The 22,323-nt window shown below is 72.3% G+C and carries 2 protein-coding genes; both read left to right on the plus strand.

The window, feature by feature from the left end:
• The first annotated feature begins 18 nt into the window (after positions 1–18).
• Complete coding sequence (locus ACZ58N_RS37730; protein ID WP_471169813.1) at positions 19–20,235, plus strand: type I polyketide synthase; 20,217 nt, start codon at positions 19–21, stop codon at positions 20,233–20,235.
• Between the two features lie 256 nt (positions 20,236–20,491).
• On the plus strand, positions 20,492–22,323 hold a 1,832-nt coding region (locus ACZ58N_RS37735), incomplete at its 3' end, for a type I polyketide synthase (RefSeq protein WP_471169816.1).

The following is a 22,323-nucleotide window of genomic DNA, read 5'->3' on the forward strand; positions in this document are numbered from 1 at the left end:
CGAAGTGCGGAGTAACTGATGACCACCCCGAACGAAAAAGTCGTTGAAGCGCTGCGGGCCTCCCTCAAGGAAACCGAACGGCTGCGCCGCCGGAACCAGGAGCTCACCGACGCCTCCCGCGAACCCATCGCGATCGTCGGCATGAGCTGCCGCTTCCCCGGCGGGATCGGATCCCCCGAGGACCTGTGGAAGCTCGTCGAGAGCGGCGGCGACGCCATCTCCGGCTTCCCCACCGACCGCGGCTGGGACATCGAATCGCTGTACGACCCCGACCCCGACCACGCCGGCACCACGTACGCCCGCCACGGCGGATTCCTCCACGAGGCACCCGACTTCGACGCCTCCTTCTTCGGGATCTCCCCGCGCGAGGCCCTCGCCATGGACCCGCAGCAACGCCTGCTGCTGGAAACCTCGTGGGAAGCCTTCGAACGGGCCGGCATCGACCCGGCGACCCTGCGCGGCAGCCGGGCCGGGGTGTTCGTCGGCGCGTCCGCCAACGCCTACGGAGCCGGTTCGGGCGAACTGCCCGACGGCGTCGAGGGGCACCTCCTCACCGGTACCGCCTCCAGCGTGGTCTCCGGCCGCCTCGCCTACGTCTTCGGCCTGGAGGGCCCCGCCGCCACCGTCGACACGGCCTGCTCGTCGTCTTCCGTCGCCCTGCACATGGCCGTCCAGGCACTGCGCCAGGGGGAGTGCTCACTGGCCCTGGCCGCCGGTGTCACCGTCCTCGCCGGCCCGGAGGTCTTCGTCGAGTTCAGCCGCCAGCGCGGACTGTCGCCCGACGGCCGCTGCAAGTCGTTCGCCGAGGCCGCCGACGGCACAGGCTGGTCGGAGGGCGTCGGCGTCCTCCTCGTCGAACGCCTCTCCGACGCCCGCCGCAACGGCCACCGCGTCCTGGCCGTCGTCCGGGGTTCCGCCGTCAACCAGGACGGCGCCTCCAACGGCCTGACCGCACCGAACGGCCCCGCACAGCAGCGCGTCATCCGCCAGGCCCTCGAAAGCGCCCGCCTCACCCCCGGCGACATCGACGCCGTGGAGGCGCACGGCACGGGAACCACCCTGGGCGACCCGATCGAGGCCCAGGCCCTGCTGGCCACCTACGGGCAGGACCGCCCCGCGGACCGACCCCTGTGGCTGGGCTCCCTGAAGTCCAACCTCGGCCACACCCAGAACGTCGCCGGAATCGCCGGTGTCATCAAGATGGTCATGGCGATGCGGCACGGCGTGCTGCCCCGCACCCTCCACGTCGACGAGCCGTCCTCGCACGTCGACTGGTCGGCGGGCGCGGTCGAGCTGCTCACCGAGCAGCAGCCCTGGCCACTGACCGGGCGCCCGTACCGCGTCGGCGTCTCCGCCTTCGGCGTCAGCGGCACCAACGTACACACGATCATCGAGCAGGCCCCCGAGGCCGACCGGACCCCCGAGGCCGATGCCGGAACGCCCGCGCCCGCGGCTGCCCCGGTCGTACCGTGGCTGCTCTCCGCGAAGGGCACCGACGCCCTGCGCGCACAGGCAGGACGGCTGCTCGCGCACGCCGCGGAACACCCCGGGGCGAGCCCCGTGGACATCGCCGGGTCGCTGGCGGTCGGCCGGGCGGTGTTCGAGGACCGCGGCGTGGTGGTCGCCCCCGACCGCGACGGCCTCCTCGCCGGCCTCACGGCATTGGCCGAGGGCCGCTCGACGTCGGGGCTCGTAACGGGCTCGCCGGTCGGCGGGAAGCTCGCCTTCCTGTTCACCGGTCAGGGCAGTCAGCGGCTGGGGATGGGGCGTGAGCTTTACGACGCCCACCCGGTGTTCGCGGACGCCCTGGACGCCGTCTGCGCCCGACTCGACCTCGAACTGCCTTTGAAGGATGTGCTGTTCGGGTCGGATGCCGCTCTGTTGGACGAGACGCGGTTCACGCAGCCGGCGTTGTTCGCGGTCGAGGTGGCGTTGTTCCGGCTCGTGGAGTCGTGGGGTGTGAAGCCGGACTTCCTGTCCGGGCACTCGATCGGTGAGATCGCTGCCGCGCATGTCGCGGGCGTGTTCTCCCTGGAGGACGCGTGCACGCTGGTCGCGGCCCGTGGTCGCCTGATGCAGGCGCTGCCGGCGGGTGGCGTGATGATCGCCGTGCAGGCGTCCGAGGACGAGGTCCTGCCGCTGCTGACGGACCGGGTGAGCATCGCGGCGGTGAACGGTCCGCAGTCGGTGGTGATCGCCGGTGACGAGGATGCCGCTCTCGCGGTGGTCGAGTCTCTCGGTGACCGCAAGAGCAAGCGGCTCACGGTGAGCCACGCGTTCCACTCGCCGCACATGGACGCCATGCTCGACGACTTCCGCCGGGTCGTGGAGGGCCTGGAATTCGGCGCCCCGCGCATTCCGATCGTCTCCAACCTGACCGGCGCCCTGATCACCGACGGTGAGATGGGTACGGCGGAGTTCTGGGTCCGGCACGTCCGCGAAGCCGTCCGCTTCCTCGACGGCATGCGCGCCCTGGAAGCCGCAGGTGCGACGACGTACGTCGAACTCGGCCCCGACGGGATCCTGTCCGCACTCGCGCAGGACTGCCTCAACCCGGAATCCGCCACCCGGGGACCGGTCCTCGCACCCGTCCTGCGCAAGGGCCGCTCCGAGGCCGAGACGCTGGTCACCGCCCTCGCACGGGTCCACGTCCACGGCGCCCGGGTCGACTGGCAGGCCTTCTTCTCCGGCACCGGTGCCGGACGCGTCGACGACCTGCCCACCTACGCCTTCCAGCGGCAGCGCTACTGGATCGAGCCCGGAAGCCCGATCGGTGACCTCGGCGCGGCCGGACTGGACGGCGCCGCGCACCCGCTGCTCGGTGCGACGGTCGCCCTCGCCGACTCCGGGGGCCTCGTCTTCACCGCGATGCTCTCGTCGACCACCCACCCCTGGCTCGTCGACCACGCCGTGATGGGCAGCGTCCTGCTCCCCGGCACCGCCTTCGTCGACCTGGCGATCTGGGCCGGCGACCAGGTCGGCTGCGGAACCGTCGAGGAACTCACCCTCGAAGCACCGCTCGTCCTGCCCGAACGCGGCGGCGTACAACTCCAGATGCACGTGAGCGCGCCCGACGCCGACGGAAGCGGCCGCCGTTCCCTCAGCCTCTCCTCCCGCGCGAAGGACAGCGCACCCGACGAGCCCTGGACGCGGCACGCCGGCGGTGTACTGGCCCCCGCAACCCTCGCCGCCGCCCCGACACCGTTCGCGGCCGGACCGTGGCCCCCCGCGGGTGCCGAGCCCCTTCCCACGGAGAGCCTCTACGCGGACCTCGCCGAGGTCGGCATGGGCTACGGCCCGGTGTTCCGCGGTCTCACCGCTGCCTGGCAGCAGGGCGACAGCGTCTACACCGATGTCGTCCTGCCCGAGGAGACCGCCGGCTCGGCCGGGGACTTCGGCCTGCATCCGGCCCTCCTCGACGCCGCGCTCCACACGCTCGGCCTCGGAGTCCTCGGCGGTACCGACGGCGAAGGCCGTCTCCCGTTCGCGTGGAGCGGTGTCACCCTCCATGCCGCCGGCGCCGACGCGCTGCGCGTGCGCCTCACCCCGACGGGGAAGGGCGGCGGCATCCGACTGGAGATCGCGGACTCGACGGGCGCGCCCGTCGCGACCGTCGACTCGCTCGTCCTGCGGGCCGTATCGGCCCAGCAGGTCCAGGCGGCGGCCACCACCCACCACGAGTCCGTGTTCCGCACGGAGTGGACGCGGCTTCCCGCTGCCTCCGCCCCCGCCCCGACGGGAAGCCGTTGGGCGGTCCTCGGCAGCGCGGTCCCCGCCGCCCTCCGCGGCGCCGGCGCCGGCGCCACGATCACCGTCCACGCGGACCTGGCCGAACTGGCGGCCGCCGTCGACGCCGGAGCACCCGTCCCCGACAGGGTGTTCTCCGCCTACGGACAGGCCGCCATCGAAGGCCCGGACGCCATCGGCCCGGACGCCGTCGGCTCCGACGGCGCACACGCCGACGGTCCGCACGTCACCGCGCCGGAGGTCTCCGCCGCGGCCGTGCACCGGGCCACGCACCACGCCCTCTCGCTCGCCCGCGCCTGGCTCGACGCCGAGCCCTTCGCCGGCGACCGGTTCGCCGGCACCCGCCTCGTCGTCCTCACCCGCGGCACCGTCGCGGCCGGCAACGGCGACAGTGACGGCGACGCCATGACCGGCACGGTCACCGACCCCGTCCACGCGGCCGTTCGCGGCCTGCTGTCCTCCGCGCAGGCCGAACACCCCGACCGGATCCTGCTGCTCGACACCGACGACACCGAGGACTCGGCCCGGGCCCTGCCCGCCGCCCTCGCCACCGCCGTCACCGCGGGCGAGCCGCAGCTCGCCCTGCGCGCCGGAACCGTCCACGTGCCCCGCTTCACCCGTGTCGCCCGCGACACCCCGCAAACCGACACGGAACAGCCCGCCACCGCCGGCGTCACGTACGCGCCGGAGGCGACCGTACTGATCACCGGCGCCGGCGGGCTCCTCGGCGGACTGATCGCCCGCCGACTCGTCGCCGAGCACGGGGTACGGCACCTGCTGCTCGTCGGCCGCCGCGGCGGATCCACCCCCGAAGCGCAGCTGCTCACCACCGAACTCACCACCGCCGGCGCGTCGGTGACCTGGGCGGCCTGCGACGTCGCCGACCGGAATGCCCTCGCCGCCGTACTGGAGGCGATACCCGCCGAGCACCCGCTCGGCGCGGTCGTCCACACCGCCGGTGTCCTCGACGACGGCATCGTCACCTCCCTCACGCCCGAACGCCTGTCGGCCGTACTGCGCCCCAAGGCCGACGCGGCCTGCAACCTCCACGAACTGACCCGCGACCTCGACCTGTCCGCCTTCCTGCTGTTCTCGTCCATCGGCGGCATCCTCGGCGGCGCCGGCCAGGGCAACTACGCCGCCGCGAACGTCTTCCTCGACGCCCTCGCCCAGCACCGCCGCTCCCTGGGACTGCCCGCCACCTCCCTCGCCTGGTCGCTGTGGGCCGACGGATCCGGCATGGCCGGCAGCCTGACCGACGCCGACGTCGCCCGCATGACCCGTGGCGGACTGCCCCCGCTCACCACGGCGGAAGGCCTCGACCTCTTCGACCTCGCCCACCGCATCGACGAACCCGTACCGGTCCTGATGCGCGTCGACCTCGCCGGCCTGCGCAACCAGGCCCGCGCGGGAGCCCTGTCCCCGCTGCTGCGCGGACTCGTCCGGGTCCCCGTACGCCGCTCCGCCGGCGGCAGGTCCGCGGCGGCGGGCGCCTCCGGCCTGCGGGCGAGCCTCGCCGGCCTGCCGGCCGCCGAGCAGGACCGTACGCTCCTCGACCTCGTACGCAAGCAGGTCGCCTCGGCGCTGGGCTACCCGGGCGCCGCCTCCGTCGAACCGGGCCGGTCGTTCAAGGAGCTCGGCTTCGACTCGCTCACCGCCGTCGAACTCCGCAACCTCCTCGGCGAGGCCACCGGCCGCCGCCTGCCCGCCACCCTCGTCTTCGACTACCCGACGGCCACCGCCCTCGCCCAGTACCTCCGCCAGGAGATCGTCGGCGACCTCGCCGACGACGCCGGCACGACCGGCCCCACGACCCGCAGGACGGCCGCCACCGCCGCCGAGGACGACGACCCGATCGCCGTCGTCGCCATGAACTGCCGCTTCCCCGGCGGCATCCGGTCCCCGGAGGACCTGTGGCGGATGCTCGCCGAGGGCCGCGACGGCATCACGGCCTTCCCCGCCGACCGCGGCTGGGACCTCGACACCCTCTACAGCGACGACCCCGACCGCGAAGGCACCAGCTACGTCCGCGAGGGCGGATTCCTCCACGAGGCGGCTGCCTTCGACGCCGCCTTCTTCGGGATCTCACCCCGCGAGGCCCTCGCCATGGACCCGCAGCAGCGCCTCCTGCTGGAAACCACCTGGGAGACGTTCGAGCGCGCCGGCATCGACCCGACCGCACTGCGCGGCAGCCGCACCGGCGTGTTCATCGGCTCCAACGCCCAGGACTACCTCCAGCTGTGGCTGAACGACGGTGACGGCCTCGAAGGACACCTCGGCACCGGCAACGCCGCCAGCGTCGTCTCCGGCCGCATCTCCTACACGTTCGGCCTGGAAGGCCCGGCCGTCACCGTCGACACGGCCTGCTCCTCGTCGCTCGTCACCCTGCACCTCGCCGCGCAGGCCCTGCGCAGCGGCGAATGCGCGATGGCGCTCGCGGGCGCCGTGACCATCATGTCCACGCCCGGCGCGTTCACCGAGTTCAGCCGTCAACGCGGCCTCGCCGAGAACGGCCGCATCAAGGCGTTCGCCGCCGCAGCCGACGGCACCATCTGGTCCGAGGGCGTCGGCCTGCTCCTCCTGGAGCGGCTCTCCGACGCCCGCCGCCACGGCCACCCCGTCCTTGCCGTCGTCCGCGGTACCGCCGTCAACCAGGACGGCGCCTCGAACGGGCTCACCGCCCCCAACGGCCCGTCCCAGCAGCGCGTCATCCGCGAAGCCCTCGCCGACGCCGGCCTGACCACCACCGACATCGACGCCGTCGAGGCCCACGGCACGGGAACCCGGCTCGGCGACCCCATCGAGGCCCAGGCCCTCCTCGCGACCTACGGCCAGGACCGGCCCACCGACCGACCCCTGCTGCTCGGCTCCGTCAAGTCGAACATCGGGCACACCCAGGCCGTCGCCGGCGCCGCCGGCGTCATCAAGATGGTCATGGCGATGCGGCACGGCGTGCTGCCCCAGACCCTCCACATCGACGAACCGACCCCCTACGTCGACTGGACGGCCGGTGACATCGAGCTCCTGACCGAGCAGCGCGCATGGCCTGAGACCGGTCGCCCGCGCCGGGCCGGCATCTCCTCGTTCGGATACAGCGGGACCAACGCGCACGCCGTCATCGAGCAGGCCCCCGACCACGCCGTCGACCCCGTGCGGACGGCACCGACCGCACCCGGCCTCCCGGTGCTGCCGTGGCTCGTCTCCGGCCGCACCGAGGCCGCCCTGCACGCCCAGGCGGAGCACCTGCGCCCGGCCGCGGCCGACGCGCTGGCCGCCACGGGAACCCGCGGTGCCCTCGACCTCGGCCACACCCTCGCCACACACCGCGCCGCCCTGGAACACCGCGCGGTCGTGCTCGCCCCGCCGTCGGACGGCGACGCCCTCCTCGGCCGCCTGACCGCCCTGGCCGCAGGGGAATCCGTACCGGGCCTCGTACAGGGCGTGGCGTCGAGCGGCGGCCTCGCCTTCCTGTTCACCGGTCAGGGGAGTCAGCGGCTGGGGATGGGGCGTGAGCTGTACGACGCGTTCCCGGTGTTCGCGGACGCCCTGGATGCCGTCTGCGCCCGGCTCGACCTCGAACTGCCGCTGAAGGATGTGCTGTTCGGGTCGGATGCCGCTCTGTTGGACGAGACGCGGTTCACGCAGCCGGCGTTGTTCGCGGTCGAGGTGGCGTTGTTCCGGCTCGTGGAGTCGTGGGGTGTGCGGCCGGACTTCCTGTCCGGGCACTCCATTGGTGAGATCGCTGCCGCGCATGTCGCGGGTGTGTTGTCGCTGGAGGACGCGTGCGCGCTGGTGGCGGCGCGTGGCCGGTTGATGCAGGCGCTGCCGGCGGGCGGTGTGATGATCGCGGTGCAGGCGTCGGAGGCGGAGGTTCTGCCGCTGCTGACCGATCGGGTGAGCATCGCGGCGGTCAACGGTCCGCAGTCGGTGGTGATCGCCGGTGACGAGGATGCCGTCGTCGCGGTGTTGGAGTCTCTCGGTGAGCGCAAGAGCAAGCGGCTCGCGGTGAGCCACGCGTTCCACTCGCCGCACATGGACGCCATGCTCGACGACTTCCGCCGGGTCGTGGAGGGCCTGGAATTCGGCGCCCCGCGCATTCCGATCGTGTCGAACCTGACCGGTGCCCTGGTCACCGACGGTGAGATGGGTACGGCGGAGTTCTGGGTCCGGCACGTCCGCGAGACCGTCCGCTTCCTCGACGGCGTACGCGCCCTGGAAGCCGCAGGTGCAACGACGTTCGTGGAGCTGGGTCCCGGCGGAGTCCTGTCCGCCCTCGCCCAGGACTGCCTGACGGGCGACGCGAACACCGCCTTCGTCCCCGTTCTGCGTGCGGACCGGGGAGAGGCGGAGTCGCTCCTCACCGCTGTCGCCCAGGCACACGTCCGAGGTGTGGAGGTCGACTGGGCCTCCTACTTCGCCGGTACGGGCGCCCAGCGCATGGAACTGCCGACGTACGCCTTCCAGCGGCAGCGCTACTGGCCCGAAACCATCCTCTGGAACGGCGCCGCCGCCCCCGCGCCGGCCGTCGACGCGGTGGACGCGAGGTTCTGGGACGCGGTGGAGCGCGGCGACCTCACGTCGCTCGCATCCGAACTGAACATGGCGGGCGACGCGCGCGTCAGCGACCTCGTCCCCGCCCTGTCGGCCTGGCGCCGGCAGGGACAGGAGCAGTCGACGGTCGACGGCTGGCGCTACCGGGTGACGTGGAAGCCGCTGACGGACGCCGGCACCGGCGCGCGGCTGTCGGGTACCTGGCTGGTCGTGGTTCCCGCCACCGAGACCGATGACGGGACCGTGACACGTGCGCTCGTCGGGCGCGGCGCCGAGGTGCGTCGGGTCGTGGTCGAGGTCGGCACGGGTCGGGAGGGCCTGGCCGATCTGCTGTCGGACGTCGGGGCTGTGGCCGGCGTGGTGTCGCTGCTTGCCCTGGACGGGGCGGCGGGTCTGGTGGACACGGCCGCCCTCGTGCAGGCGTTGGGTGATGCCGGGGTGGGGGCGCCGTTGTGGTGCGTCACCCGGGGTGCGGTGAGTGTGGGTCGCTCCGATGTCCTGGCCTCGCCGGTTCAGGCGCAGGTGTGGGGTCTGGGTCGGGTTGCGGCGCTGGAGGTCCCTGAGCGTTGGGGTGGTCTGGTCGATCTTCCCGAGGTGTGGGACGAGCGGGCCATGGCCCGCCTGGTGGGTGTCCTGTCCGGTGGCAGCACCGGTGAGGACCAGGTCGCGGTCCGGACCTCCGGTGTCTTCGGGCGTCGCCTGGTCCGCGCCGTGGCCGGGATCACGGGCTCCTGGACCCCGTCCGGGACGGTTCTGGTGACCGGTGGTACGGGTGCTCTGGGCGGTCGGGTTGCCCGGTGGCTGGCCGAGGCCGGCGCGGAGCGTCTGGTGCTGACGAGCCGGCGGGGTGCGGATGCGCCTGGCGCCGGTGAGCTGGTGGCGGAGTTGTCGGGGTTGGGTGTGGAGGTTTCGGTGGTGGCGTGTGATGCCGCCGACCGGGACGCGTTGCGTGCCCTCCTCGCGGCGGAGGCGGAGACGCTGACCGCGGTGATCCACACCGCCGGGATCCTGGACGATGGCGTTCTGGGTGCGTTGACGCCTGAGCGGTTCGAGAGCGTGCTGCGGGCCAAGGCGGTCTCCGCGTTCAACCTGCACGAGTTGACGGTCGAGCTCGGTATCGAACTCTCGGCGTTCGTCCTGTTCTCCTCGATGAGCGGGACCGTCGGTGCTGCCGGGCAGGGCAATTACGCCGCTGCGAACGCGTACCTGGATGCTTTGGCCGAGCAGCGTCGTGCTTCCGGTCTGGTGGCGACGTCCCTGGCCTGGGGTCCCTGGGCCGATGGCGGCATGGCCGCCGACGAGGCCCTTGAGGCCCGGATGCGCCGTGGCGGCGTACCGCCCATGGACGCCGACCTCGCGATCACCGCACTCCGCCAGGCCGTCGGCGCGGGCGAGGCGGTGCTGACGATCGCCGACTTCGACTGGACGAGGTTCGCGCCCGGCTTCACGGCCGTGCGCGCCGGCAAGCTGCTCACCGACCTGCCCGAGGCCGAAGCGGTCACCCGCGGTGCGGAACGGACGGGCGACAGCACCGAGCGGGCGGGTTCGTCGCTCGCCGAGCAGCTGCGGCGCCTGCCCGCCGGCGACGGGGAGGCCTTCCTCCTCGACCTCGTGCGCGCACAGGTGGCCGAGGTCCTCGGACATGCCGGGGCCCAGGACGTCGAGGCGGGACGGGCTTTCCGTGAGATCGGATTCGACTCGCTCACCGCGGTCGAGCTCCGCAACCGCCTCGGCGCCGCCACCGAACTGCGCCTGTCGGCCACCCTCGTCTACGACTACCCGACCCCGGCCGCGCTCGCCGCACACCTGGGTTCCGAACTCCTCGGAACCCAGGTCGAGACCACCGGCTCCGTGGCTGCCAAGGTCGCCGACGACGACCCGATCGCGATCGTCGCGATGAGCTGCCGCTTCCCCGGCGGCGTACGCACCCCCGAAGACCTCTGGCAGCTGCTGGCGTCCGGCACCGACGCGATCTCCGACCTGCCCCTCGACCGCGGCTGGGACCTCGACGCGCTCTACGACGCCGACCCGAGCACGCAGGGCACCTCGTACGCCCGCGAGGGCGGATTCCTTTACGACGTCGCCGACTTCGACGCCGACTTCTTCGGGATCTCGCCGCGCGAGGCCCTCGCCATGGATCCGCAGCAGCGCCTGCTGCTGGAAACGTCGTGGGAGGCGTTCGAGCGCGCCGGCATCGACCCGGAGACGTTGCGCGGCAGCCAGGCCGGTGTGTTCGTCGGGACCAACGGCCAGGACTACCTCTCCGTGCTGCTGGAGGAACCAGAAGGACTGGAAGGGCATTTGGGGACGGGCAACGCCGCAAGCGTCGTCTCCGGCCGACTGTCCTACGTGTTCGGCCTCGAAGGCCCCGCGGTCACGGTCGACACGGCCTGCTCGTCGTCGCTGGTCGCCCTGCACTGGGCGATCCAGGCACTGCGGCAGGGCGAGTGCGACCTGGCTCTGGCGGGCGGTGTCACCGTGATGTCCACACCCGGCACGTTCATCGAGTTCAGTCGTCAGCGTGGGCTTGCGGCGGATGGTCGGATCAAGGCGTTCTCGGCGGGTGCGGATGGTACGGGTTGGGGTGAGGGTGTCGGCATGCTGCTCGTGGAGCGGCTGTCGGACGCGCGCCGCAACGGGCATCCGGTGTTGGCGGTGGTGCGTGGTTCGGCCGTCAACCAGGACGGTGCGAGCAACGGTCTGACCGCGCCGAACGGGCCGTCGCAGCAGCGGGTGATCCGGCAGGCGTTGGCCGGCGCCGGTCTGACGGCCGCGGAGGTGGACGCCGTCGAGGCGCACGGTACGGGCACGACGCTCGGGGACCCGATCGAGGCGCAGGCCCTGCTGGCCACCTACGGTCAGGACCGGCCCGAGGGGCAGCCGCTGCTGCTCGGCTCGATCAAGTCGAACATCGGGCACACGCAGGCCGCCGCCGGTGTCGCCGGCGTCATCAAGATGGTGATGGCCATGCAGGAGGGAGTACTCCCGGAGAGCCTGCACATCGACGAACCCTCCCCGCAGGTGGACTGGCAGGCGGGCGACATCGAGCTGCTGACCGAGCAGCGGGCATGGCCGGAGACCGGTCGTCCGCGACGGGCCGGCGTGTCCTCGTTCGGCTTCAGCGGTACCAACGCCCACACGATCATCGAGCAGGCTCCACAACCGGCACCCGGCACGGACGATGCCGGATCTGTGGACCGGAGCACCCCGTCGCTGCCGCTGCCCGTGGTGATCTCGGCGAAGAACGTGCCGGGACTCCGGTCCCAGGCCGACAACCTGCGGACCCGGCTCCACGCGGACCCCGAGCTGTCGCTGACCGACGTCGGCAGGACCCTGGCGACAGGCCGCTCGACGTTCGACGAGCGGGCGGCCGTGGTCGCCACGGACCGCGAAGGCCTGCTGGCCGGTCTCGCGGCACTCGCGGACGGGGAACCGGCTGCGGGCGTGGTGACGGGCTCGCCGGTCGGCGGGAAGCTTGCCTTCCTGTTCACCGGTCAGGGGAGTCAGCGGCTGGGGATGGGGCGTGAGCTGTACGACGCGTTCCCGGTGTTCGCGGACGCCCTGGATGCCGTCTGCGCCCGGCTCGACCTCGAACTGCCTTTGAAGGATGTGCTGTTCGGGTCGGATGCGGGTCTGTTGGACGAGACGCGGTTCACGCAGCCGGCTCTGTTCGCGGTCGAGGTGGCGTTGTTCCGGCTCGTGGAGTCGTGGGGTGTGCGACCGGACTTCCTGTCCGGGCACTCGATCGGCGAGATCGCTGCCGCGCATGTCGCGGGCGTGTTGTCCCCGGAGGACGCGTGCGCGCTGGTCGCGGCGCGTGGCCGGTTGATGCAGGCGCTGCCGGCGGGCGGTGTGATGATCGCGGTGCAGGCGTCGGAGGCGGAGGTTCTGCCGCTGCTGACGGATCGGGTGAGCATCGCGGCGGTGAACGGTCCGCAGTCGGTGGTGATCGCCGGTGACGAGGATGCCGCTGTCGCGGTGGTGGAGTCTCTCGGTGACCGCAAGAGCAAACGGCTCGCCGTGAGCCATGCGTTCCATTCGCCGCACATGGATGCCATGCTCGATGAGTTCCGTCGGGTGGTGGAGGGGCTGTCGTTCTCCGCTCCGCGCATTCCGATCGTCTCCAACCTGACCGGTGCGCTGGTCACCGGCGGTGAGATGGGTTCGGCCGACTTCTGGGTCCGGCACGTCCGTGAGGCCGTCCGCTTCCTCGACGGCATGCGGGCTCTGGAGGCCGCCGGGGTGACGACGTACGTCGAACTCGGCCCCGACGGGATCTTGTCCGCCCTCGGACAGGACTGCCTCACGGAACACGGCGCAGTGTTCGCGCCGGTCATCCGCAAGGGACGATCCGAGTCGGAAACGGTGCTGGCCGCGTTGGCCGGCAGCCACGTCCGTGGGATCGACGTTGACTGGCGGGCGGTCCACGGGACCGGCGCCGTACGCGTCGACCTGCCGACGTACGCCTTCCAGCGCAGCCGGTACTGGCCGGAAGCGGCGCTGGTGCGACGCGACGGGGCGGGTACGCGTTCGGAGATCGACGGATGGCGTTACCGGGTCACATGGAAGCCGCTGGCCGATGCCGGATCGGGTGGAACCCTCTCCGGGTCCTGGCTGGTGGTCGTTCCGGCCGAGGGCGTGGACGACACGGCCGTGGTGGCCGCTCTGGTCGGGCGCGGGGCCGAGGTCCGGCGTGTGGTGGTGCCGTCCGGTACCGGTCGCGATGCTCTGGCCGGGCTGTTGTCCGAGGCGGGGACTGTGGCCGGTGTGGTGTCCCTGCTCGCCTGGGACGAGTCCGCCGGAGTCGTCGCCACGGCCGCCCTCGTCCAGGCGCTCGGTGATGCCGGGGTGGGGGCGCCGTTGTGGTGCCTGACCCGGGGTGCGGTGAGTGTGGGGCGTTCGGATCGACTCGTGTCGCCGGTTCAGGCGCAGGTGTGGGGTCTGGGTCGGGTCGCGGCCCTGGAGGTCCCTGAGCGTTGGGGTGGTCTGGTTGATCTTCCCGAGGTGTGGGACGAGCGGGCCATGGCCCGTCTGGTGGGTGTCCTGGCCGGTGGCGCCACCGGTGAGGACCAGCTCGCGGTTCGTTCCTCCGGTGTGTTCGGGCGTCGTCTGGTCCGTGCTGCCGCCGTTCAGGGCGACTCCTCCTGGGTTCCGTCCGGGACGGTTTTGGTGACCGGTGGTACGGGTGCTCTGGGTGGTCGGGTTGCCCGGTGGTTGGCCGAGGCTGGTGCGGAGCGCCTGGTGCTGACCAGCCGGCGGGGTGCGGATGCCCCGGGCGCCGGTGAGCTGGTGGCGGAGCTGTCGGGGTTGGGTGTGGAGGTTTCGGTGGTGGCGTGTGATGCCGCCGACCGGGATGCGCTGCGTGCCCTGCTCGCGGCGGAGGCGGAGACGCTGACCGCGGTGATCCACACCGCGGGGATTCTGGACGACGGTGTTCTGGATGCGTTGACGCCGGAGCGGTTCGAGAGCGTGCTGCGGGCCAAGGCCACGTCCGCGTTCAACCTGCACGAGTTGACGGTCGAGCTCGGTATCGAACTCTCGGCGTTCGTCCTGTTCTCGTCCGTCACGGGCACGTGGGGCACGGCGGGTCAGGCGAACTACGCAGCTGCGAACGCCTACTTGGATGCTCTGGCCGAGCAGCGTCGAGCCGATGGTCTGGCCGCGACGTCGATCGCCTGGGGCCCCTGGGCCGACGGCGGTATGGCCGCCGACGGCGCCATGGACGTCCGCATGCGCAAGGGTGGCGTGCCGCCCATGGCAGCCGGGTCCGCCATCGACGCCCTCCACCGCTCCGTACACGCGAACGACACCGTCGTCACCGTCGTGGACGTGGACTGGGACCGGTTCGCCGCAGGCTTCACCGCCGCGCGCCCCGGTAACCTCCTCGCCGAACTCCCCGAGGCCCGCCACGTGCTCGCCGCACGTGGGGCCGGCGCGGGTTCCGTCGGCCGAGCGGGTGAGGATCGGCACTCCCTGGTGTCACGGCTGGTCGGACTCCCCGTCGCCGAGCGGGACCGGCTGCTGCTTGACCTCGTCCGCAAGGAGGTCGCCGCGGTCCTCGGCCACACCGGAGCGGAAAGCGTCGGCGCCGGAAGGGCGTTCAAGGAGCTCGGTTTCGACTCGCTGACTGCTGTCGAGCTCCGTAACCGGCTGGGCTCCACCACCGGACTGCGGCTCCCGGCCACGCTGATCTACGACTACCCGACCTCCGCGGACCTGGCGGACCACCTGCGCGCGGAACTCCTCGGCACCGACGCCTTGGTGTCCTCCCTGACCACGGCGACGACCACGGCGGCCGATGACGATCCGATCGCGATCGTCGCGATGAGCTGCCGCTTCCCCGGCGGCGTACGCACCCCCGAAGACCTGTGGCAACTGCTGGCGGCCGGAGGCGACGCCATCGGCGAGTTCCCCGCCGACCGGGGCTGGGACGCGGAGGAACTCTTCGGGCCCCGGTCCGAGCAGGAGACCCCGTACGCCCGCGAAGGCGGATTCCTCTACGACGTGGCGCAGTTCGACCCCGGATTCTTCGGGATCTCGCCGCGCGAGGCCCTCGCCATGGACCCGCAGCAGCGCCTGCTGCTGGAAACGTCGTGGGAGGCGTTCGAGCGTGCCGGCATCGATCCGTCGTCGCTGCGCGGCAGTCAGGCCGGTGTGTTCGTCGGTACCAACGGCCAGGACTACCTCTCGCTCGTGCTGAACTCCGCCGACGGCGGGGACGGCTTCATGAGCACCGGCAACTCCGCGAGTGTCGTCTCCGGCCGGCTCTCCTACGTCTTCGGCCTCGAAGGCCCTGCCGTCACCGTGGACACCGCTTGCTCGGCGTCGCTCGTGGCCCTGCACCTCGCCGTGCAGGCCCTCCGCAGCGGCGAATGCTCCATCGCCCTTGCCGGTGGTGTGACGGTCATGTCGACGCCCGGTGCCTTCGTCGAGTTCGCCCGCCAGGGCGGCCTTGCGGCGGATGGTCGGATCAAGGCGTTCGCGGCGGGTGCGGATGGTACGGGTTGGGGTGAGGGCGTCGGCATGCTGCTCGTGGAGCGGCTGTCGGACGCCCGTCGCAACGGCCACCCGGTGCTCGCGGTGGTGCGTGGTTCGGCCGTCAACCAGGACGGTGCGAGCAACGGCCTCACCGCGCCGAACGGGCCGTCGCAGCAGCGGGTGATCCGGCAGGCGTTGGCCGGTGCCGGCTTGTCGGCCGCGGAGGTGGACGCCGTCGAGGCGCACGGTACGGGCACGAAGCTGGGGGACCCGATCGAGGCGCAGGCCCTGCTGGCGACCTACGGTCAGGACCGGCCCGAGGGGCAGCCGCTGCTGCTCGGCTCGATCAAGTCCAACATCGGGCACACGCAGGCCGCCGCCGGTGTCGCCGGCGTCATCAAGATGGTCATGGCGATGCGCCACGGGACGCTTCCGCGGACCCTGCACGTGGACGGACCCACCCCGCACGTCGACTGGACGGCCGGTGACGTCGAGATCCTCACCGAGCAGCGGGCATGGCCGGAGACCGGCCGACCGCGCCGGGCCGGCGTCTCGTCGTTCGGTGTGAGCGGCACGAACGCGCACACCATCCTGGAGGAGGCACCTGACGCACCCGAGGCACCCGAGCCGGTGGATACGGAGACCTCCGGCGCCTGGCCGTGGATCCTGTCGGGTCGTACGCAGGCGGCTCTGCGCGACCAGGCCGCCCGACTCCTCGGGCACCTCGCCGGGCACGACGACGTGCGACCGGTGGACGTCGGCCACTCCCTCGCGGCAGGCCGGGCCCTGCTCGACCACCGAGCCGTGATCCTCGCGGGAGCCCGCGAGGACTACCGGGCGGCGCTGACGGCGCTGGCGGCGGGCGACTCCGTCGCCGAGCTGACCGGGGGCGTGGCGAGCGCGGAACAGAAGGTGGCCTTCCTGTTCACCGGGCAGGGCAGCCAGCGGATCGGGATGGGGCGCGAACTGTACGCAACCTTCCCGGTGTTCGCCGACGCGCTGGACACGGTCTGCGCCCGGACGGACGAACTGCTGGACCTCCCGCTGAAGGAGATCCTGTTCGGGTCGGACGCGGAGTTGCTGGATCGGACGGAGTACACGCAGCCGGCGTTGTTCGCGGTCGAGGTGGCGTTGTTCCGGCTCCTCGAATCGTGGGGTGTGCGGCCGGACTTCGTGTCCGGGCATTCGATCGGTGAGATCGTCGCCGCGCACGTCGCGGGCGTGTTGTCGCTGGACGACGCGTGCACGCTCGTGGCGGCGCGTGGTCGCCTGATGCAGGCGCTGCCGGCGGGTGGCGTGATGGTCGCCGTTCAGGCGTCGGAGGCGGAGGTTCTGCCGCTGCTGACGGACCGGGTGAGCATCGCGGCGGTCAACGGTCCGCAGTCGGTGGTCATCGCGGGTGACGAGGACGCGGCGACGGCGGTCGTGGCGGCCTTCCCGGACCGCAAGACCAAGCGGCTCGCGGTCAGTCACGCGTTCCATTCACCGCACATGGACGGCATGCTCGCCGACTTCCGCAAGGTGGTCGAGGGGCTGTCGTACGGGGCTCCGCGCATTCCGGTCGTGTCCAACCTGACCGGTGCGCTGATCACCGATGGTGAGATGGGTTCGGCGGAGTTCTGGGTGCGGCACGTCCGCGAAACGGTCCGTTTCCTCGACGGCGTCCGGACCTTGGAGGCCGCGGGGGTGACGACGTACCTCGAACTCGGGCCCGACGGGATCCTCTCCGCCCTCGCCCAGGACTGCCTCACCGACGGGACGGCCACGTTCCTGCCGCTGCTCCGCGCCTCCCGCGCCGAGGCGACGACCATCGTCACCGGCCTCGGGCAGGCTCACGTCCGGGGCGTTACCGTCGACTGGACCGCCTTCTACGCAGGTGCCGGCGCCCAGCGCGTTGACCTGCCGACGTACGCCTTCCAGCGCGAGCGCTACTGGATCGACTCCTTCGCGGCGCTGGAGGACGCCGTCTCGCTCGGCATCGAGTCGGCCGGACACCCGCTCCTCGGCGCGGCGGTCGAACTGCCGGATACAGGAGGGTTCCTGTTCACCGGCCGGTTGTCCCGCCGAACCCACCCCTGGACGGCCGGGCACGTCGTGGCCGACTCGGTGGTCGTGCCCGGCGCGACCTTCGTCGAACTCGCCCTGCGGGCAGCGGCCGACGCGGGCTGCGGCCTGCTGGAGGAGCTGACCGACGAGGCACCGCTCGTACTGCCGGAGGACGGGGCCGTGCAACTGCGGCTCACCGTCGGCGGAGCGGACGACGCGGGACGCCGCACCGTGCAGGTCCACAGCCGGCCCGAAGCGGCGGACGGGCACACCGAGCACGGCGGGACCTGGTCCCGCCATGCCACGGGCTTCCTCACCGATGCCCATGTCGGTGCCGGTGACGTCCTCGGTGCGGGGGAGTGGCCGCCCGCCGACGCCGAGGAGGTCTCCGTCGACGAAGTGCACGCGCGCCTCGCCGCTGCGGGGATCCACCGCGGGGCGGAGATCAGGACCCTGAACCGGATCTGGAGGCGCGGCGACGAGGTCTTCGCGGAAATCGGGCTCTCCGGCGAACTGAGCTCCTCGGCCGACGGGTTCGCCCTGCACCCCGCCCTGCTCGACACGGCGTTGCAGGCCCTCGCGGCCACCCCCACCTCCACGGGCGGGGACAGCGCCGTGGCACGGGAGGCGTTCGTCTGGCGCGGCGTACGGCTGCACGCGCCCGGAGCGGGCACGACCGGCACGCCCGGCACGACGGGCGCACCGGACGCAGCGGGCATGCTGCGCCTGCGGATCACCCCGGTCGGCGCGGACACCGTGTCCGTGGAGCTTGCTGACGCACAAGGCGCGCCCGTCGCGACCGTCGAGGCGCTGGTGACCCGGGACCTCGACGTGGAGCGGTTCGCCGTGGCGGCCCCCGACGGGGTCCACGACTCGCTGTTCCGCCTCGACTGGGTGCGGACGACGCCGTCGGTGCGGGCACGCTCCGCGTCCCCGGCGGTCATCGGGACCGCAGAGGACGCCACCGCGTACCTCGCCGCCGCCCTCGGCGGCAACGGGGTTCCCGTCACCACGTACGAGGACCTGGCGGCGCTGGACGATGCCGTCACCCTCGGACGCCGGCCGGCGCCTGACACCGTGATCGTGCCGTTCATGACGAACACCGGCGGTAGCCCCGTCGTTCCGACGGCGCACGAGGTGCACGAGGTGACGCACCGGGCGCTCGCGACCGTGCAGAGCTGGCTCGACAACGGCCGCTTCGCCGGTACCCGCCTGGCCGTCGTCACCCGGGGCGCCGTGGCCGCGCACACGGACACCGAGGCCGCCGACCTCGCCCACACCTCGGTATGGGGCCTGCTGCGTGCCGCTCAGACCGAGCACCCCGACCGGTTCGTACTCGTCGACCTCGACGGGACCGACGCCTCCGGACGGGCCCTCGCGGCAGCCCTGACCTGTGAGGAGCCCGAACTGGCCGTACGCAACGGCATGCTGTACGTTCCGCGCCTGGCACGGGTCGACGCCGTCGACACCGCGCCGGCCGGAGACGACACGAAGGGCCGTATCGACACCCGCGGCACGGTCCTCGTCACCGGAGCGGGCGGCGGCCTCGCCGGTCTCCTCACCCGCCACCTCGTCACCGAACACGGCGTACGGCACCTGCTGCTCACCGGCCGCAAGGGTGGTGACACCGACACGGCCGCCGCGCTCACCGCGCAGTTGACCGCGTTGGGCGCCCACGTCACATGGGCGGCGTGCGACGTCGCCGACCGGGACGCGCTCGCCGCGCTCCTGGAGTCCGTACCCGCCGAGCGTCCGCTGACGGCGGTCGTCCACACGGCGGCCGTCCTCGACGACGGGGTGGTGGACCTCCTCACGCCCGAGCGCGTCGACCGGGTGATGCGACCCAAGGTCGACGGGGCACTGCACCTGCACGAGCTGACCCGCCACCTCGACCTGTCGGCGTTCGTCCTCTTCTCCGCGGCCGCCGGCACCCTCGGTGGCGCCGGTCAGGCCAACTACGGTGCCGCGAACGTCTTCCTGGACGCCCTCGCCCGACACCGCCGGGCCGGAGGCCTCGCCGCGCTGTCCCTGGTGTGGGGCATGTGGGCGGAGGAACGCGGTATGGCGGGCAGGCTCACCGACGCGGAGCGGGAACGCGCCGCGCGCGGCGGTGTCGCACCGCTGTCGGCGGAAGAAGGGCTCGCGCTGTTCGACGCCGCTCTCGCGGTGGACGGCGAGCCGGTCCTGCTGCCCGTCGCCGTCGACCTGCCGACCCTGCGGGCCCGGGCGGCGGACGGCGGGATCCTCCCGATGTTCCGGGGCCTGGTGCGCACCCCCGTCCGACAGAGGCGACGGGCGACATCGATGCCCGACGCGCACCGCACGGACGGCACGGACGGCGCGACCACGACCGAGGGGTCGGGGGAGCAGTCGCCGGCGCAGCGACTCGCCGGGCTGTCGCCCGCCGAGCGGGAGCGGACAGTACTGGACCTGGTGCGCGGCCAGGTCGCCGCGGTACTCGGCTACGGGTCGGCCGAACAGATCGGGGAGGAGCAGGCGTTCAAGGACCTGGGCTTCGACTCGCTGACCGCGGTCGAACTCCGCAACCGGCTCGGAGCCGCCGCCGGGCTCCGACTGCCCGCCACCTTGATCTACGACTACCCGACGCCGGCCGCGCTGGCCCGGCAGGTGCTCGCCGAGCTGGCCCCCGAAGGGACGAGCGGCCGCAAGCTGTCCGTACTGGAGGAACTCGACCGCCTCGAAAGCACCTTCTCGTCCATGGACCCGACGGAACTGGCCTCCGCGGCCGGCGACGACGCCGCCCACGCACGGGTCGCGGTGCGTCTCCAGACACTGCTGGCGCAGTGGAACGACGCCCGTGGCACGGACGACGAGACGGGCGCCGGAGAGATCGAGGACGCGAGCGACGACGAGCTGTTCGCGCTCATCGACAAGAAGTTCGGCCAGGGCTGAACCCCAACCACCCCCAGGCCGTACCGCCGGAACCCCTGTTCCGGCGGTACGGCCACGGGCTTCCCGATATCCCTCAAATATCCTCGGGTCCGCCGGCTCCCCGACGTCCCGGTCCCCTCCGAACTTCCGAAGTGCCCGAAGTCCCCGAACTCCCTGAACTGCCCGGCAGCCCCAGGAACTCCCCGGACCTCCCGAACTCCCCGAATTCCTGAGCCGTCCCTCCACGGTCTCGATCACGCGAATAGGTGAAGCGCCAGTGGCGAACGAAGCAAAGCTCCGCGAATACCTCAAGAAGGTCACGACGGATCTCGACGAGGCGTACGGACGTCTGCGGGACATCGAGAGCCAGGCCCACGAGCCCGTCGCCATCACGGCCATGAGTTGCCGGTTCCCCGGCGGCGTCCGCTCACCCGAGGAACTGTGGGACCTGCTCGCCGCCGGCAGCGACGCCCTCACCGAATTCCCCACCGACCGCGGCTGGGACCTGGACCACCTCTTCTCGGACGACCCCGACGACCAGGGCACCACGACGACCCGCGAGGGCGGGTTCCTCGAAAGTGCCTCCGCGTTCGACGCCGACTTCTTCGGGATCTCGCCGCGCGAGGCCATGGCGATGGATCCGCAGCAGCGGCTGCTGCTGGAAACGTCCTGGGAGGCGTTCGAACGCGCCGGCATCGACCCGCACACCCTGCGCGGCAGCCGAAGCGGCGTCTTCGTCGGGATGAACGGTTCCGACTACCTCACGCCGCTGCTCGAAGCGAGCGAGGACTACGCGGGCCACCTCGGCACCGGAAACGCCTCCAGCGTGCTGTCCGGCCGGCTCTCCTACACCTTCGGGCTCGAAGGCCCCGCCGTCACCGTCGACACCGCCTGCTCGGCCTCCCTCGTCGCGCTGCACCTCGCGGTGCAGGCCCTACGGGCGGGGGAGTGCTCGCTGGCCGTCGCCGGTGGCGTCCACGTGATGTCCACGCCGGGGCTCTTCGTCGAGTTCAGCAAGCAGCGCGGGCTGTCCACGGACGGCCGCTGCAAAGCGTTCGCGGCGAACGCCGACGGCTTCGGCCCGGCGGAAGGAGTGGGCGTCCTGCTCCTGGAACGGCTCTCCGACGCACGCAAGAACGGCCGCCCGGTCCTCGCGGTGGTCCGCGGTTCCGCCATCAACCAGGACGGCGCGAGCAACGGTCTGACGGCCCCGAACGGCCCGTCCCAGCAGCGTGTCATCCGCCAGGCCCTGACCAACGCACGGCTCTCCACCGATCAGGTCGACGTGGTGGAGGCCCACGGCACGGGAACCTCGCTGGGTGACCCGATCGAGGCGCAGGCACTGATCGCCACCTACGGCCAGGACCGCCCCGAGGGACAGCCGCTGCTCCTGGGCTCGGTGAAGTCGAACATCGGGCACACCCAGGCCGCGGCGGGCGTCGCCGGCGTGATCAAGATGGTGCTGGCGATGCGACACGGGGTACTGCCCCGAACCCTGCACGTCGACGAGCCCTCGCCCCACGTGGACTGGGAGTCCGGCGCGGTCGAGCTCCTCACGGACCGCACCACGTGGCCCGAGACGGGCCACCCGCGTCGTGCGGGTGTGTCGTCGTTCGGGTTCAGTGGGACGAATGCGCACGTGATCGTGGAGCAGGCGCCGGAGGTCGGGGTGCCGGAGGTCGGGGTGTCGGAGGTCGGGGTGCCGGGGGTTCCTGGGTCGGGTGTGGGTTTGCCGGTGGTGCCGTGGGTGTTGTCGGGTCGGAGTGCGGCGGCGTTGCGGGCGCAGGCGGGGCGTCTGGCGGGTTGGTTGCCGGGTGCTTCGGGTGCTTCGGGTGCTTCGGGTGTGGATCCGGTTGATGTGGGTTGGTCGTTGGTGTCGTCGCGTGCGGGTTTGGATCATCGGGCGGTGGTGCTGGGTGATCATGTCGCGGGTGTGGGTGCGGTGGCGTCGGGTGTGATGGCCGCGGGTGTGGTGACCGGGTCGGTGGTGGGTGGGAAGACGGCGTTCGTGTTCCCGGGTCAGGGTTCGCAGTGGGTGGGTATGGCTGCGGGTCTGTTGGATTCGTCGGTGGTGTTCGCGCGGCGGATCGATGAGTGTGCGAAGGCGTT

This window comes from Streptomyces sp. NPDC040432 (assembly GCF_055595445.1).